The 15,218-nt window shown below is 69.5% G+C and carries 13 protein-coding genes and 1 tRNA gene; 6 read left to right on the forward strand and 8 right to left on the reverse strand.

The features are described from left to right. Positions 1 to 421: 421 nt before the first annotated feature. The 3 genes from PMES_RS08880 to PMES_RS08890 all read right to left on the reverse strand — a co-directional run bounded on the left by PMES_RS08880 (position 422) and on the right by PMES_RS08890 (position 3,839). Positions 422 to 498 (reverse strand) — tRNA-Met (locus tag PMES_RS08880). Between the two features lie 105 nt (positions 499 to 603). Continuing rightward, entirely contained in the window at positions 604 to 3,147 is a 2,544-nt protein-coding gene (locus PMES_RS08885; protein WP_159965361.1) for an ABC transporter permease, read from the reverse strand. Continuing rightward, a complete protein-coding gene (locus PMES_RS08890) occupies positions 3,144 to 3,839 on the reverse strand; it encodes an ABC transporter ATP-binding protein (RefSeq protein WP_159965362.1) in 696 nt (231 codons plus the stop codon). The genes PMES_RS08885 and PMES_RS08890 overlap by 4 nt, the downstream gene beginning before the upstream one ends. On the opposite strand from PMES_RS08890, the gene PMES_RS08895 reads away from it, so the two are divergent. The 3 genes from PMES_RS08895 to PMES_RS08905 all read left to right on the forward strand — a co-directional run bounded on the left by PMES_RS08895 (position 3,838) and on the right by PMES_RS08905 (position 7,315). Next, complete coding sequence (locus PMES_RS08895; RefSeq protein WP_159965363.1) at positions 3,838 to 4,596, forward strand: arylesterase; 759 nt, start codon at positions 3,838 to 3,840, stop codon at positions 4,594 to 4,596. The two genes, PMES_RS08890 and PMES_RS08895, sit on opposite strands and share 2 nt — an antisense overlap. Before the next feature lie 92 nt (positions 4,597 to 4,688). Beyond that, positions 4,689 to 6,095 carry an FAD-binding oxidoreductase gene (locus PMES_RS08900; protein ID WP_159965364.1) on the forward strand — a complete coding sequence of 469 codons (1,407 nt, stop codon included), beginning with the start codon at positions 4,689 to 4,691 and terminating at the stop codon, positions 6,093 to 6,095. After that, positions 6,095 to 7,315 (forward strand): MFS transporter, encoded by a 1,221-nt coding sequence (locus PMES_RS08905; RefSeq protein ID WP_236549754.1) that lies wholly within the window; start codon positions 6,095 to 6,097, stop codon positions 7,313 to 7,315. Before PMES_RS08900 ends, PMES_RS08905 begins: the two co-directional genes overlap by 1 nt. Positions 7,316 to 7,328: 13 nt before the next feature. On the opposite strand, the gene hemC is transcribed toward PMES_RS08905, so the two are convergent. Continuing rightward, positions 7,329 to 8,273 (reverse strand): hydroxymethylbilane synthase, encoded by a 945-nt coding sequence (gene hemC, locus PMES_RS08910; protein WP_159965365.1) that lies wholly within the window; start codon positions 8,271 to 8,273, stop codon positions 7,329 to 7,331. A gap of 109 nt (positions 8,274 to 8,382) precedes the next feature. On the opposite strand from hemC, the gene hemE reads away from it, so the two are divergent. Further along, positions 8,383 to 9,417 carry a uroporphyrinogen decarboxylase gene (gene hemE / locus PMES_RS08915; RefSeq protein WP_159965366.1) on the forward strand — a complete coding sequence of 345 codons (1,035 nt, stop codon included), beginning with the start codon at positions 8,383 to 8,385 and terminating at the stop codon, positions 9,415 to 9,417. Positions 9,418 to 9,483: 66 nt separating this feature from the next. Here hemE and hemF read toward each other — a convergent pair whose 3' ends face one another. Genes hemF through clpS form a run of 4 tightly spaced genes read right to left on the reverse strand, consistent with a single transcriptional unit; the run spans position 9,484 to position 12,531 of the window. Beyond that, positions 9,484 to 10,365 (reverse strand): oxygen-dependent coproporphyrinogen oxidase, encoded by an 882-nt coding sequence (hemF, locus tag PMES_RS08920; RefSeq protein ID WP_159965367.1) that lies wholly within the window; start codon positions 10,363 to 10,365, stop codon positions 9,484 to 9,486. An 18-nt stretch (positions 10,366 to 10,383) separates the two neighbouring features. Then, positions 10,384 to 11,193 carry an SDR family NAD(P)-dependent oxidoreductase gene (locus PMES_RS08925; RefSeq protein WP_159965368.1) on the reverse strand — a complete coding sequence of 270 codons (810 nt, stop codon included), beginning with the start codon at positions 11,191 to 11,193 and terminating at the stop codon, positions 10,384 to 10,386. Between the two features lie 21 nt (positions 11,194 to 11,214). Next, positions 11,215 to 12,183, reverse strand: a complete 969-nt coding sequence (locus PMES_RS08930; protein ID WP_159965369.1) for a class I SAM-dependent methyltransferase — start codon at positions 12,181 to 12,183, stop codon at positions 11,215 to 11,217. An 18-nt stretch (positions 12,184 to 12,201) separates the two neighbouring features. Continuing rightward, the gene (clpS, locus tag PMES_RS08935) at positions 12,202 to 12,531 is read right to left on the reverse strand and encodes an ATP-dependent Clp protease adapter ClpS (protein ID WP_159965370.1); all 330 of its coding nucleotides are present in this window, start codon (positions 12,529 to 12,531) and stop codon (positions 12,202 to 12,204) included. Between the two features lie 225 nt (positions 12,532 to 12,756). Between clpS and PMES_RS08940 the strand changes: the two genes are divergently transcribed. Both PMES_RS08940 and PMES_RS08945 read left to right on the forward strand, forming a co-directional pair. Beyond that, the gene (locus tag PMES_RS08940; RefSeq protein WP_159965371.1) at positions 12,757 to 13,470 is read left to right on the forward strand and encodes an HAD family hydrolase; all 714 of its coding nucleotides are present in this window, start codon (positions 12,757 to 12,759) and stop codon (positions 13,468 to 13,470) included. Positions 13,471 to 13,669: 199 nt separating this feature from the next. Further along, a complete protein-coding gene (locus tag PMES_RS08945; protein WP_438943234.1) occupies positions 13,670 to 15,037 on the forward strand; it encodes a D-alanyl-D-alanine carboxypeptidase family protein in 1,368 nt (455 codons plus the stop codon). Positions 15,038 to 15,218 lie beyond the last annotated feature (181 nt).

Genomic DNA, 15,218 nt, shown 5'->3' on the forward strand with positions numbered 1-15,218 from the left:
GTGATGGCTTGCTCATGCGGACCGTCTAACCGCATGGATTCACAATGTGAATCCTCGACAATCAGAGTTCTGCAACAACGCCCCGCCGGGCCGACGCGCGCCTGCCCGCTGGCATCGGCGGGCCGGTCCCTACTCCTGATTCAGACCCTGCGCCAGAAGCCGCAGGGTCAGAGGAAGACGATGAAGGATAGGGGGCGCTCACTGCGAGGATTCTCGCTGCGCCCCTTGCCGTTCCACCGGGTGAGTCGCGGGGGCGCACTCTTGCCACCGTTTTTCCACCCATTTTCCACTTCGACTTGTGCTAAAACCCAGAAAATCGGCCCATTTGGGGTGATACAACACCCCACCCGAAGCGCCAGAAGCGCGGGCGACATATCGCCCAAACACTTTGATTTTAAGGGGAAATCCCCTTGAGGGAATTTGGTAGCGGAGGAGGGACTTGAACCCCCGACACGCGGATTATGATTCCGCTGCTCTAACCAACTGAGCTACTCCGCCAGGATGTGGCGCTGGGTAAGTCAGGCCGGGCGGGGCGTCAAGATGAAAAGTCGTCGAATATCGCGCGCCGGCGGCAATGAACGTGCGGACCGCGCGGCCGGGATGTCAGTCATGCGCGCGAAGCACCTGCGCGGGGCGGGCCGCGAGCGGGCGCCATGCGAAGGCCAGACCTGCCAGGAGGGTCAGTGCGACCCCGCCCCCGATTACCGCGAGCGCCGCCCAAGGGGCAAAGACGAAGCGCGTCTCCATCACGTAATGGCTGACCGCCCAGCCGGCCCCTGCCCCCGCCAGGGCCGCCACCACACCGGCCGCAGCGCCGAGGATCGCCCAGCGCAGCGCCAGGCTGGCGAGGATCGCACCGCGCGCCGCGCCGACGGTGCGCAGGATCGCCGCCTCGTAGACCCGCGCGCGGGTGCCCGCCGCCGCTGTGCCAAGAAGCACCACGCCGCCGGTGACGAGCGTGGCGAGCGCACCGTAGGTGATCGCCGCCGCGACCCCGGCCAGCACATCGCCGACCCGCTCGATCGCGTCGCGCACGCTGATCGCGGTGATGTTCGGGAACGCCTCGCCGACGCTGGAGAGAATCCGCGCCTCGGCCTGCGGGTCGGCATAGACGGTCGCGATCGAGGAATGCGGCGCCCCGGCCAGCGCGGAGGGATTCATCACCATGACGAACCCGATCCCCGCATTCGAGAAGTCGACCTCGCGCAGCGATGTGATCCGCGCCTCGATATCGCGCCCGAGGACGTTCACCGTCAGAAGATCACCGAGCCCGATCCCCATCTCCGCGGCCTCCTCGGCGGCAAAGCTGACCTGCGCCTCCGCGCCCGCCTCGCTCTCGTCCCACCACGTTCCGGCGGTGATGCGCGTCCCCTCGGGCGGCTCGGCGGCATAGCTGATCCCCCGGTCCCCGCGCAGCACCCAGTGATCCCCGGCCACCTCGGCCGCCGGCCGCCCGTTGATGTCCGTCAGGATACCGCGCAGCATCGGCGCCGTTTCAACGCGGCTGACGCCGGGCTCGGCCTCCAGCATCGCGCCGAAGGCGGCCGTCTGCGCCGGCTGGATGTCGATCATGAAGTAGCTTGGCGCGACCTTGGGCAATTCGCGTGCGATGGCCCCGCGCAGGTTGGCGTCGATCTGTCCCACCGCGGCGAGCACCGTGAGGCCCAGCCCGAGCGACAGGATGACCGAGCCGGCCTCGCCGCCCGGACCGCCGATTGCGCCAAGGGCGAGGCGCAGCGCCGGACGCCCGCGCACCGCCCCCGAGCGGGAGGCCCGCCGCGCGGCCCGGCGCATGAGCGCGGCAAGCCCCAGAAGCGCGGCGAAGGTCAGCCCGAGACCGAGCGCGGCGTAGAGGGTCAACTGCGCCATTCCCGACAAGGCCGCCGCCAGCCCCACCAGCACCGCGACGAGGCTGGCCACGAGCGCCACATCGCCGATACGCGGCCGGGTGCGGCCCGGCGCGTCCATGCCGCGAAAGAGCGCCGCCGCCCGCAGATCACGCGCCTGCGCCAGTGGCCACAGGGTGAAGATCGCCGCGGCAAGAAGGCCATAGACCGCCGCTGCGACGAGCGGGCCGGGATGCAGCGCGATCACCGCCGGCACGGGAAGGCGCGCCTCGATCAGCGGCGCGAGCAGGAGCGGCACGCCGCCGCCCAGCACCACCCCGATAACCGCGCCCAGAAGGCTCAGCGCCCCGATCTGCATCGCGTAGACAAGGAAGATCACCCGGCCGCTCGCCCCCAATGTCTTGAGAACCGCGATAACTTCGGTCTTTTCCTCCAGATGAGCCCTGACGGCGGCGCCGACCCCCACGCCGCCCACCGCGAGCCCCGCGAGGCCGACGAGCACGAGGAACGCCGAGAGCCGCTCGATGAAACGGGCCGCGCCCGGCGCGCCGTTGCGCCTGTCGCGCCAGCGATAGCCGCCATCCTCGATGAAAGCGGCGGCCTCGGCCTTCGCCGCGTCGAGATCGGCCTGCGGCGGAAGACGCAGGCGATATTCGGTATCGAAGAGCGTTCCGGGCGCGAGCAGGCCGCTCCCCTCGAGCGCGCTGCTGCGCACCATCGTGCGCGGGCCGATCTCGAAGCCGCTGATCGCGTTGTCGGGCTCTGCCTCGATCAGCGCCATCAGCACGAACTCCCTCTCACCCAGCGCGAAGACATCGCCCGGCGCGATCGACAGGCGCGCGGCCAGCTCTGGCGCCATCGCCGCGCCCCTGTGCCGGCCATCGCCATCGAGCGCGGCATCCAGCGACATCGCGGGATCGAGGCGCATCTCGCCATAGAGCGGATAGGCATCGTCCACCCCCTTGATCTCGGTCAGCGCGCGCCTGGCCTGCGGGCCGGTGCCGACCACCGCCATCGACCGGAAATCGACGATCTCGGAAACCGTGCCAAGCTGCGCCAGTCCGCGGCGCTCCCGGGGTGTGGCAAAGCGGTAGGTCAGCTCGATCTCGGCGTCACCACCCAAGAGCGCCGCCCCCTCGCGCGCCAATCCCGCCTCGATGCTCTCGCGCACCGATCCGACGGCGGCGATCGCCGCGATGCCGAGCGCGAGGCAGGCGAGAAAGACGCGAAAACCCGCCAGACCGCCCCGCAGCTCGCGGGCGGCGATGCGGGCGGCGATGCGAAGGGCGCCGCCGCTCATTCGGCGGCCCGCGCCGCATCGCCCTGCGCGATGCGTCCATCCTCGAGCCGCAGCACCCGGTCGCAGCGCGCCGCAAGGTCCGGCGCATGGGTTACCATCACGAGCGTGGCGCCGTGCCGGTCGCGCAGCGTGAAGAGCAGGTCCATGATCGCCGCCCCGCTCGCCGCGTCGAGATTCCCGGTCGGCTCGTCGGCAAGCAGGATCGCCGGGCGCGGCGCCGCGGCGCGGGCCAGCGCGACACGCTGCTGCTCGCCGCCCGAAAGCTGCGCGGGGTAATGTGCGGCGCGGTGCGAAAGCCCCACGGCCTCGAGTTCCTCGGCGGCGCGTGCGAACGCGTCACGCGCCCCGGCCAGTTCGAGCGGGGTTGCGACATTTTCGAGCGCCGTCATCGTCGGGATCAGGTGGAAGGACTGGAACACCACCCCCATATTGGTGCGGCGGAGCCGGGCCAACGCATCCTCGTTCAGCGCCGTCAGGTCATGACCCAGCGCCAGGACCTCGCCGGAGCTTGCACGCTCGAGCCCGCCCATGATCATGAGGAGTGACGATTTGCCCGATCCAGACGGACCCACGAGCCCCAGCGTTTCGCCGCGCGCGACCGACATGTCGATGCCGCGCAGGATCTCCACCGGACCGGCATTGCCCTGCAAGGACAGCCGCACATCGCGCAGGGTGAGTATCGGATCGCTCATGGCCGGGCCTCCTGTCGCCTCTGCCGTTCGATATGGCGCATCCGGGCCGGTGCGCAACCTCGTGCGTGCGGCCGTGGCGGCCGCCGCGCTTCTCGGGGCGCCGGCCATTGCGGCGGCGCAGACGCCGGTGATCGCCGCACTTGGCGACAGCCTGACACAGGGATACGGGCTGGCGCCCGGCGAGGGGCTGGTGCCGCAACTGCGCGAATGGCTCGCCGCGCGGGGCGCCGATGTCGAAATCGTGAATGCCGGCGTCTCCGGCGATACCAGCGCGGGGGGGCTGTCGCGCCTCGACTGGACCCTGACCCCCGAGGTCGGCGGGCTGATCGTGGCGCTTGGCGGCAACGATCTGCTGCGCGGTCTCGACCCGGCCGTCACGCGCGGCAATCTCGACCAGTTGCTCGAGCGTGCCAGCGCGCGCGAAGTGCCGATCCTGCTGGCGGGAATGACGGCGCCGGGGAATTTCGGCGCGCGCTACAAGGCCGATTTCGACGCGATCTACCCCGATCTGGCAGAGCGCCACGGCACGCTCCTTCTCGACGATCTCCTTGCGCCGCTGACCTCGATCGCCGATCGGCGCGAGGCCCTGCGCCGCTACATGCAGCCCGACGGCGTGCATCCCAATGCACAAGGCGTCGCCCGCATCGTGGAAGCGCTCGGCCCCGCGGTGCTCGAGTTGATCGCCCGCATGGAGGCGGCTGGGCAGTCCCCGGAGGCGCAGAAGCCCGGAGAGAACGCCACCGCCGCGCCGCGCTGATCCCACCCCGGGGGACGAGAAGGCCGGCGCATGCGCGCTGGCCTTTCCCGCACGCCTGGGAAATGCTGGCCGCGACAGGCAGGGAGGCCGGCATGGATATCATCGAGGCATTGGCGGATGCGGTCGGGGCGCGGCATGTCCTGACCGGAGCGGATTGCGCGCCCTACGCGTCGGACTGGACCGGCGCCTACCACGCGGAGCCGCTCGCAGTGATACGTCCGGCAAACACCGCCGAGGTCAGCGCCGTGATGCGTATCGCCGCCGCCGCGGGACAGGCGGTCGTGCCGATCGCCGGCAATACCGGCCTGATGGGCGGGGCGATCGCGCCGGGGCAGCTTCTGCTGTCTGTCGAGCGCCTCAACGCGATCCGCGAGATCAAGCCGGGCCCCCGCCTCGCGGTGGTCGAGGCCGGCGTCATCCTCGGCCAGTTGCACGCGGCGGCCGAGGCCGAGGACCTGGTCTTTCCGCTGACCTTCGGCGCGCGCGGATCGGCACGGATCGGCGGCGCGCTCTCGACCAATGCGGGCGGCTCGAACGTCCTGCGCTACGGCAATACGCGCCAATTGTGCCTCGGGATCGAGGTCGTGCTGCCCTCCGGCGAGGTGCTCGATCTGATGAGCGAGCTGCACAAGGACAATTCGGGCTTTGACCTGCGCGACCTCTTCATCGGGGCCGAAGGCACGCTCGGGATCATCACCGCAGCCGTGCTCAAGCTCTCCCCTCGCCCCGCCGCCTATGTCACCGCGATGATCGCCCCGCGCGGTCTCGGCGATGCGCTCGATCTGCTCAACGGCCTGCAGGCCGAGACCGGCGGCGCGGTCGAGGCCTTCGAATACATGCCCGCCCATTACATCGACACGCACCTGGCCCATGTGCCCGGCGCCCGTCCGCCTTTCGAGGCCCGCCACGAGGTCAACATCCTGCTGGAGATCGGCGTCACCGCGCGCAGCGATGCAGAGCCCCTGCCCGATGGGACGGTGCCTGCCATGGCCCGGCTCGAGCAGACGCTGGGCGAGATGATCGAGAGCGGCGCCGTGCTCGATGCCGTCATCGCCCGCTCCGAGGCGCAGCGGCGCGAGATGTGGGCGCGCCGCGAGATGGCCGGGGAGCTGTGCTACACCCGCCGTCCCGCGATCCTGACGGATGTCTCCGTTCCCCTCGACGCGGTCGAGCGCTTCCTCGTCCGTGCGGGGCAGCAGATCGTCGCGCTCGATCCCGATGCCGCGCCCTTCGTCGTCTCGCACTTGGGCGATGGCAACGTCCATTACGCGATCTGGCCGGGACGCGGCGACCCTGACCACCTCGAGGCGCTGATCGAGCGGATCGAGACGGTGGTGCAGGATCTGGGCGGCAGCTTCTCCGCCGAACACGGTATCGGCCTTGGCAAACGCGGCTCGATGGCGCGGCGCAAGAACCCGGTCGCGCTCGGGCTCATGCGCCAGATCAAGGCCGCGATCGATCCGCAGGGCATCATGAATCCCGGCAAGGTCCTGCCCTGATGTTCGCACCGCTCAGGATCATCGCCGGCGATCCGGTGCTGCGTCTCGGCGCGTTCTCGATCATCCTGCTCGGGGTTTTCATCTCCTCGATCGGGCCCTACCAGTCGCTGATCGGGATCGAGGTCTTCGGGCTGAGCGACGGGGCCTACGCGCTCGTCTTCGTCACCGGATCGAGCCTGTCGCTGCTGGTCTCGCTCGCCGTCGGGATCATCACCGATCGCACCGCCCGGCGCCGCCGCGCGGTGGTCTTCGCCGCGAGTGCCGCGATGAGCGGGGCGCTGGTGATGCTGTCCCTGCGCAGCCTGCCGGCCTTCCTGCTGGCGCATATGCTGATCTTTCCGCTCGGCAGCACCCTTTTCGGGCAGATCTTCACCATGACGCGGCTCGCTGCCAGCGTGCATCCCGAAGCCGCGCGGGCGGGGGTGCAGAGCGCGGTGCGGGCGCTTTTCGCCCTGCCCTTCCTGCTGGTCCTGCCGCTCTGGGCGCTGGCCTTCGCCGCCGGCGCGCCGCTCCTGTCGGTCTATGCCGCGAGCGCCGCCGCCGCGGCCGGCATCCTCGCGATCTTCCTGTGGCGCTGGCCCCGCGACGGCACCGCCAACTGGCCCGACATCGCCAGCGGTCTCGCCCCCGGCAAGGCGCTTGGCGAACTGGCCGCGCCCCCGGTGCTCGCGCGTGCGCTGCTCCTGGCGGTCGTGCATGGCGGCATCGCGCTCTACCTGGTGCTGACGGGGCTCATCCTGTCGGGCGTTCCGGGGCGCGATGCCGGCGACGTGGCGCTTTTCGTGGCCCTCGTGGCGGGCTGCGAGATGCCGGTGATGCTGATCGCGCCGCGCCTCTTGCCACGCTTCGGGATCAACGGCGTGATCCTCGGGGCGGTTTGCCTCTACGCCCTCTTCCTCCTGGCCTTTCCGCTCCTGGCGGCCGGCCCGTTTGTCTGGGCGCTGATCGTGCCCGCCGCCTGCGGGGCGGGCGTGATGCTGTCGATGCCGATCCTCTACATCCAGGACATGATGGCGGCCCGGCCCGGCGCCGGCGGCGCGCTCGTCTCGCTGGTGGGTCTTGGCGGCCAGGTCGCGAGCGCCGGGGTCTTTGCGCTTGGCAGCGCCATCGGGGGCTATGGCGCCGCCTCCGCCCTGGGCGCGATGACGGTCGCCTCGGCGGGCGCGCTGCTCTTCTGGATCGACCGGCGGGCGCGGTCCGGGGCGCGGGCGAAGGCCTGAGCCGGGGCGCGCGTCACTTCCAGTCGAAGAAACCCTCGCCCGCCCGCGCCAGCAGCCCCTCGGCCATCACCCGGCCCATCTCGGCGCCGTCCTCGGGCGCGCCCTCGCTGCGATCGGACAGGCATTCGGACCCGTCGGTGCGCAGGATCTCCCCGCGCAGCACCATGCGCCCGTCCGCGACGCTCGCAAGGCCCGCGATCGGGGTCTCGCAGGAGCCGTCGAGCGCGGCGAGAAAGGCCCTCTCGGCCGCCAGCAGCACCCCGGTCGCATCATCATGGATCGCCTCGAGCATCTCGCCCGCGCGCATGTCATCAGCGCGGCGCTCGATCCCGATCGCGCCCTGCGCCACCGCAGGCAGCATCTCGGTATCGGGGATCGCCCGGCGCGGCACCTCGTCGGCCCCGAGCCGGTTGAGCCCGGCCATCGCGAGGAAGGTCGCCTGCGCCACCCCGTCCTCGAGCTTGCGCAGCCGGGTCTGCACGTTGCCGCGGAACTCGACGACCTTGAGATCGGGCCGGCGGTGGAGGAGCTGCGACTTGCGCCGCAGGCTGGACGTTCCCACCACCGTGCCCTCGGGCAACTCGGCAAGGGAGCCGCCGGTCAGCGAGATGAACGCATCACGCGGGTCCTCGCGCGGCAGGTAGGTGTCGAGCACGAGCCCGCCGGGCTGCGCCACCGGCATGTCCTTCATCGAGTGGACGGCGATGTCGATCTCGCCGGCCAGCATCGCCTCCTCGATCTCGCGGGTGAAAAGCCCCTTGCCGCCGATCTCCTTGAGCGGGCGGTCGATGATCCTGTCGCCGGTCGTCTTGATGACGACGATGGTGAAGGCCTCGGAGGGGAGGCGGAAGGCATCGGCGAGGCGCTTGCGCGTCTCCGTCGCCTGCGCGAGGGCCAGGGGCGATCCGCGTGTGCCGATCTTGAGCGGGGCGTCGGGTGTGGGAAGCTCGAATGTCATGCCCATGGCTTACTGCCGCACCCCGAAACCCGCAACGACAATCCGGGTTGACATTGCACCCCCAGACCGGGACCACAGCCGGACGCGCTGAAGAGAGGAACGACTGCACATGGCTCAGAAACTTCTGCTCAGGGCGCTCGCCGGCGAGACGCTGCCGACACCGCCGGCATGGATGATGCGCCAGGCCGGGCGCTACCTGCCGGAATACAAGGCGACGCGGGCGCAGGCGGGCGATTTCCTGTCGCTGTGCTACACGCCAGAGCTTGCCGCCGAGGTGACGTTGCAGCCCCTGCGGCGCTTCGGCTTCGACGCCGCGATCCTCTTCGCCGACATCCTGCTCGTTCCCCAGGCGCTCGGCGCCGATCTGTGGTTCGTCACCGGCGAGGGGCCGCGCCTGTCGACCATCACCGACACGGCCGGGGTGGCGGCGCTGAAACCGGTCGAGGATATCCACGAGACCCTCTCGCCGATCTACGAAACGGTGCGCATCCTGTCGCGCGAGCTGCCGGCCGACGTGGCCCTGATCGGTTTCGCGGGGGCCCCTTGGACAGTCGCGACCTACATGATCGCGGGGCGCGGCACGCCCGACCAGGGACCGGCACACGCGTTCAAGGACGAAAACCGCCCGGCCTTCGAGGCCCTTCTCGACCGCATCACGGATGCGACGATCGAATATCTCAGCGCACAGATCGAGGCCGGCGCCGAGGTGGTCAAGCTTTTCGACAGCTGGGCAGGCTCGCTGAAGGGCGAGGATTTCGACCGCTATTCCCTGGCCCCCGCGGCGCGCATCATCTCGGAGCTCAAGGCACGGCATCCCGGCATCCCGGTCATCGCCTTCCCGCGAGAGGCCAAGGAGCGCTATGTCGGCTTCGCGGCGGCGACGGGCGCCGATTGCGTGGGGCTCGACCAGTCGGTCGATCCGGCCTGGGCGGCCGCCGAGGTGCAAAGCGCAGGATGCGTGCAGGGCAACCTCGCCCCCGGTCACATGGTGACGGGCGGCCAGGCGCTGATCGACGAGGTGCGCCGGATCCGCGATGCGTTCTCGGGCGGGCCGCATGTCTTCAACCTGGGCCACGGGATCACGCCGGATGCCGATCCCGACAATGTCGCGTTGATGCTCGAGACGCTGCGCGAGACGCGCTGAGCGCGACGGATGCAAGAAGCCCCGACCGCTTCCCCCGCGCGGGAACGGCCGGGCCCGCGAACCCGGTCAGACCCACTTGGCCAAGGGTGGCAGGCTCATCAGGACGGCATTGGCGTCATGTCCGGTCTCGAGGCCGAATTTCGTGCCCCTGTCATAGACGAGGTTGTACTCGGCATAGAGGCCGCGATGGACCAGCTGCGCCTCCCGGTCGGCCGGGCTCCAGTCCTGGTGGCGGCGCTTCTGGGCGAGAGGCAGCCATGCGGGCAGGAAAGCCTCGCCGATCGACCGGGTCAGGGCGAAATCGGCCTCCCAATCCCCCGTGCAGTGATCGTCCATGAAGATCCCCCCCACACCGCGGGCGCGGTGGCGATGCGGGATGTAGAAATACTCGTCCGCCCACGCCTTGAGCCTGGGATAGAGCGCGCGGCCATGCGGATCGAGATGCGCCTTCTGCTGCGCATGGAAATGCTCGGTGTCCTCCGGATACTCGATCGCCGGGTTGAGATCGGAGCCGCCGCCGAACCACCAGGCATGCGGCGTCCAGAACATCCGCGTGTTCATGTGCACGGCGGGGGCGTGCGGGTTCTGCATATGCGCGACGAGGCTGATGCCGCTGGCCCAGAAGCGCGGATCCTCCGCCATGCCCGGCAGGCCCTTGCGCGCCGCCATCGCGGCCTGCGCGCGCGCGCCGAGCGTGCCGTGAACGGTGGAGATGTTGACCCCGACCTTCTCGAAGACCCGTCCGCCGCGCATCACGCTCATCAGCCCGCCGCCGGCATCCGATCCGTCCTCGGCATGGCGTCTGGTCGGGGTCAGTTCGAACCGCCCGGCAGGCTCCGCAGTCTCGTGCTCCTGCTCCAGCGCCTCGAACGCGTCCACGATCCGGTCGCGCAGGGTGCGGAACCAGTCGGCCGCGGCGGCCTTGCGATCGGCGAAATCATCGCTCATCGACATCTCCCTTGCCGTTCAATGCGCCGCGCTCTCGACCACGTCGACCAGCGTGCGCCCGCCATCGATGGTCAGGATCTGACCCGTCATGAAGCCGGACCCGTCGGCAGCAAGGAATTGCGCGGTCGCCGCGACCTCGCCGGCGCTCGCGATGCGGGCGAGGGGCGTGTTCTCGATGATCTCCTCGCGCAGGCCCGACTGCTCCTTGATCGCGCCGCGCAGGCTGCCGCTCATCACCGAGCCGCAGGCGATCGCGTTGACGCGGATGCGGTGCGGCGCAAGGGCGACAGCCATGGAACGCGTCGCCTGGTCGAGCGCGGCCGAGCTGACCGAGAAGCCCAGAAGCTCGGGCGAGGTGCGCCGCGCGGCGATCGAGCTGAGATTGATGATGGTGCCCACGGGGCCGCTTTTCTGGCCGTCATTCTCGGCTTGCCGGATCATCCTCTTGGCGACCTGCTGCGACAGGCGCACCGAGGTCATCAGGTTCTGCGAAAGAAGCGTGGTGATCGAATCGTCCTCGGCATCGAGCGGGTCGGACAGGATCATGTGCTGCGTGGCATTGACCAGGATATCGATCCGGTCGAAGGCGTCGATCGTCGCCGAGAGCAGGTTGGCGATGGTCAGCTTCTCGCGCAGATCGCCGCCGAAGGAGCGCACGCTGCCCTCGTCCTCGCCCAGCACACCCAGCTCCTGAGCGAGACGGTCCTCGTCGATATCGGCCATCATGACATTGGCGCCCTGGTCGATGAAATGCCGCGCGATGGCCAATCCCACGCCGGTGGCGGCTCCCGTGACGATGGCGGTCTTTCCGGTGATCGCGAAGGACATGAGCAGGTTCCCCGACAGCGCCTAGCGGCGCGTCCGGCGCGGCTTCTGGGCGTGATACAGCTTGAAAGCCGGCGCGCCGGGCAACTCGGTCACCCGCGCAAAGCTCTCGTTCAGAACGCTTTCATAAGGCAGATGCCGGTTGGCGACCAGCCAGAGCCCCCCGGAGGGCGTCAGGCACGCCGCCGCTGCGGCTATGAAGGCACGCCCGAGACCCGGATCGGCGTCGCGCCCGGTATGGAAGGGCGGGTTCGCCACGACGTGATCGGCGGGACGCGCGGGCCGGAAGCCCCGCGCATCGGCCCAGTGGAAGACGGCACGCGGATCGTCGATGTTGCGGCGCGCGCAATCGAGGCTGAGCGCGTCGGCCTCGACCAGCTCGACCGCGCCGACCTCCTCGCGCTCCAGGACCTTGGACGACAGGTATCCCCAGCCCGCGCCGAGATCGATCACCCGGCCCTTCAGGGTCTGCGGCAGGGCATCGGCCAGAAGCGCCGAGCCGGCATCCACGTCATCCGCGGAAAAGCTTCCCGGCGCGGTCCAGAACCCCGCCGCGTTACGCGACGGCGTCTCGATCCAGTCGCTGAAATCGCCCTCGAGCACCTCGAAGAGCTTGCCATGCGCCTTCGAGATCACCGCGCCGGTCCGCGCCCTCTTGCGGATCTCTCGCAGCAGGCTGTCGGCCCCGTCGGTCTTCTGCCCGTCGATCCAGACCGCGCCCTCGCTGGCGGCGGCGGCGCGGGCGATCCGGTCGCGCGCCTGCGCCTTGGCGCGGGGCAGCACCACCAGCGCGGCGGGGGCGGCGCCTTCGGGGGTGGTGGTCACCGAATGCCCCGCCCGCTCGAGCGCCTCGACATCCGGGCGAAACCCCTGGACCACGCGCTGCGCGCCGCCAAGCGCGCTCAGATCGTCATGACCCCGGGCGCCGAAAACCAGCATCTCGCCGGGCAGGAGGCCGTCAGCGGCCGCGATTGAAAGTCTCGATGAAAGCATGGGGACAGCGCGGAGCGCCTATTCCTTTTCCATAGTGCATTGCAGCGGATGCTGATGGCGGCGGGCGAAATCCATGACCTGCCCCACCTTGGTCTCCGCCACCTCGAAGGAAAAGACGCCGACCACGGCCAGGCCCCTCTTGTGGACCGTGAGCATGATCTCGAATGACTGGGCATGGGTCAGGCCGAAGAACCGCTCGAGCACATGCACCACGAACTCCATGGGCGTGTAGTCGTCATTGAGCAGCATCACCTTGTAGAGCGGCGGGCGCTGGGTCTTGCTCCGGGTCTCCAGAACGACCCCGAGATCCCCGTCGCCCCCATCATCGGGGTTTTTCTTGTCTGACATCGCGAATGGATCGGCAATCAAGCGGCTTCTCCGAGAAAACGGGTGTGGCGGTGGGTGAAGGGACTATATAAGCGCGCCTGCCTCTGAGAAAAGGGGCAATGACCGCCGCCCGCCACCGCGCGGCGCCGCGTGCCCGTCCCCGGCATCCGCGCGCCCCGGACCGGCCAAAGCGCCGGGGCCCTTTTCCCGGACCGGCGAAACCGAACAGAGGACAAGAGCCGCACCATGCCCATGCTGAAGACGATCGGCTTCGATGCCGACGACACGCTCTGGCACAACGAACAGTTCTTCAGATCGACGCAGGACCGCTTCGCCGCCCTGCTTGCCGATCACGCCGAGGAGACCCACCTGCGCGCCGCGCTCCTGGAAGCCGAGCGGCGCAACCTCGGGCGCTACGGATTCGGGATCAAGGGATTCGTCCTGTCGATGATCGAGACGGCGATCGAGGTGACGCAAGACCGGGTCCCGGCGCGCATCATCAGGCAGATCATCGAGGACGGACAGGAGATGCTGGCCCATCCGATCGAGTTGCTGCCCGCCGCGCGCGAGACGGTCGAAACCCTCTCCGCGAGCCACAGGATCGTGCTGATCACCAAGGGCGACCTGCTCGACCAGGAGCGCAAACTCGCGCAATCGGGCCTGGGCGATCTCTTTGACGGGGTCGAGATCGTCTCCGACAAGACCCCCGCCGCCTATGCCCGCATCTTCTCCGACCACGCCACCCCGCCCGGCGCGGCGCTCATGGTTGGCAACTCGATGAAATCGGACGTGATCCCCCCGATCGAGGCGGGCGGCTGGGGCGTTTTCGTGCCGCATGGCATCGCCTGGGCGCTCGAACATGCCGAACCGCCGCAGAATCACCCGCGCTACCATGAGATCGCAAGCCTGGTCGAGTTGCCGGAACTGGTCGGCCGGATCGAGCGCCACCCCCTGCCCTGACCGCGCCGAGCAGGGCCGGCGGCACTTGCTGGCAAGGGCTGTCGTAGCCGCCAGATACATGAACGCCGCCTGCAATCTCTTTGCAACGAGGCTATTTTCCGGAATGTCGCAATGTGCTAACGTTACGTCGTGATGTAGATCGGGCACAAAGATCCGGACATATCCGAGGCAGACAGAGGCAGACAGAGGCAGTGCAATTGTGAAAAACTGGGTTTCGGAGGGCGTCCGTCTGGGCGTGGCATTCCTGTTCCTCGTCCTGATCGGACTGGACGGGATCGAATCGAAGGCGGGAGCGGCACCTTATGCCGCGATGGTCATCGACGCGCGCAGCGGCGAGGTCTTGCATGCGCGCAACGCCGACACCCGCCTGCACCCCGCTTCGCTGACCAAGATGATGACGCTCTATGTCGTCTTCGAAGCAGTCAAGCGCGGCGAGATCTCCCTCGACGACATGGTGACGATCTCGGCAAATGCCGCGAAGGAGCCTCCCTCCAAGCTGGGGCTGCGCTCGGGCCAGCGGATCGCCCTGCGCTACCTGATCCGTGCCGCCGCCGTGAAATCGGCCAATGACGCGGCCACAGCGCTCGGCGAGGCGATCGAAGGCTCCGAAGCGGCCTTCACGCGCCGCATGAACCGCACCGCCAAGGCGCTCGGCATGACGCGCAGCACCTTCCTCAACGCCCACGGGCTGACCGCGACGGGACACCTGTCGACCGCACGGGACATGACCACGCTCGGCCGGCGCCTCTTCTATGACCATCCCGAATACTACAACCTCTTTTCGCGCCGCAGCACCGATGCCGGAGTTCGCCACGTCAACAACACAAACCGCCGCCTTCTTGGCGCCTACAAGGGCGCGGACGGGATCAAGACGGGCTATACCCGCGCCGCCGGTTTCAACCTCGTCGCCTCCGCCGAGCGCGGCAACGAGCGGGTGATCGCGACCGTCTTCGGTGGCCCCTCCTCGGCCGCGCGCAACGCCAAGGTCGCCGAGCTTCTGGACATGGGCTTCAAGCGCGCGCCGAGCCGCGTTGCCGTCGTCGCGCCCCCCGCGCCCAACTACGCCGCCAACCCCTCCGCGGGACCGCTCGTCGTGGCCCGCTCGCTGCGGCCCCGCGGTCGTCCCGCGCCCGCCGCGCCCGTGATCGCGATCGCCGCGGCGCCGGTGCCCGCGCCGCCCCCCGTCCCGGCCGCCGCCGTGCCGCGCACCGCGCGCGAGGCCGTCAGCCGAGCCGACACCGACCTCGCGGCCGTGGCCGCCCCCGCGCCGCGCCCAGAAACCCTTGCCGAGGAAGGGCGCCAGGTCGTCACCCGCGTCTCAACCGCCGGTGGACGGCATTGGGGCATCAATCTCGGCCGCTATCCCTCGCGCCACCAGGCCGAGAGCGTGCTGTTGAAGACGGCCTTGGTGGAACTCGGGACCCTCGACACGGCGCTGCGCAAGGTGGTGGCCACGATCGGGGGATATGACGCGAATTTCGTCGGTCTGAGTGCCGAGACCGCCGATCTCGCCTGCCGCAAGCTGGCCGCGCGCAATGTCGAATGCGCCAAGCTCGGGCCGAGCTGAGCGCCCTGCGGCGTGGCGCGCCCCTGTTGCGAGGGGGCGCGCTCCCCGCAACCGGCCGGCCGCGCGCTCGGGACCGGCCCCTCTTCCAGACCCGCACAGGCCCCTGCCCTAGCCGAACGCGCCATCCATAGCATCCGACCCCTGAAAGCCCCGCCGTAGATATACCGGCGGGGTCTTTGTT

This window comes from Profundibacterium mesophilum KAUST100406-0324, assembly GCF_009835145.1.
In the GTDB taxonomy this organism is placed as follows: domain Bacteria; phylum Pseudomonadota; class Alphaproteobacteria; order Rhodobacterales; family Rhodobacteraceae; genus Profundibacterium; species Profundibacterium mesophilum.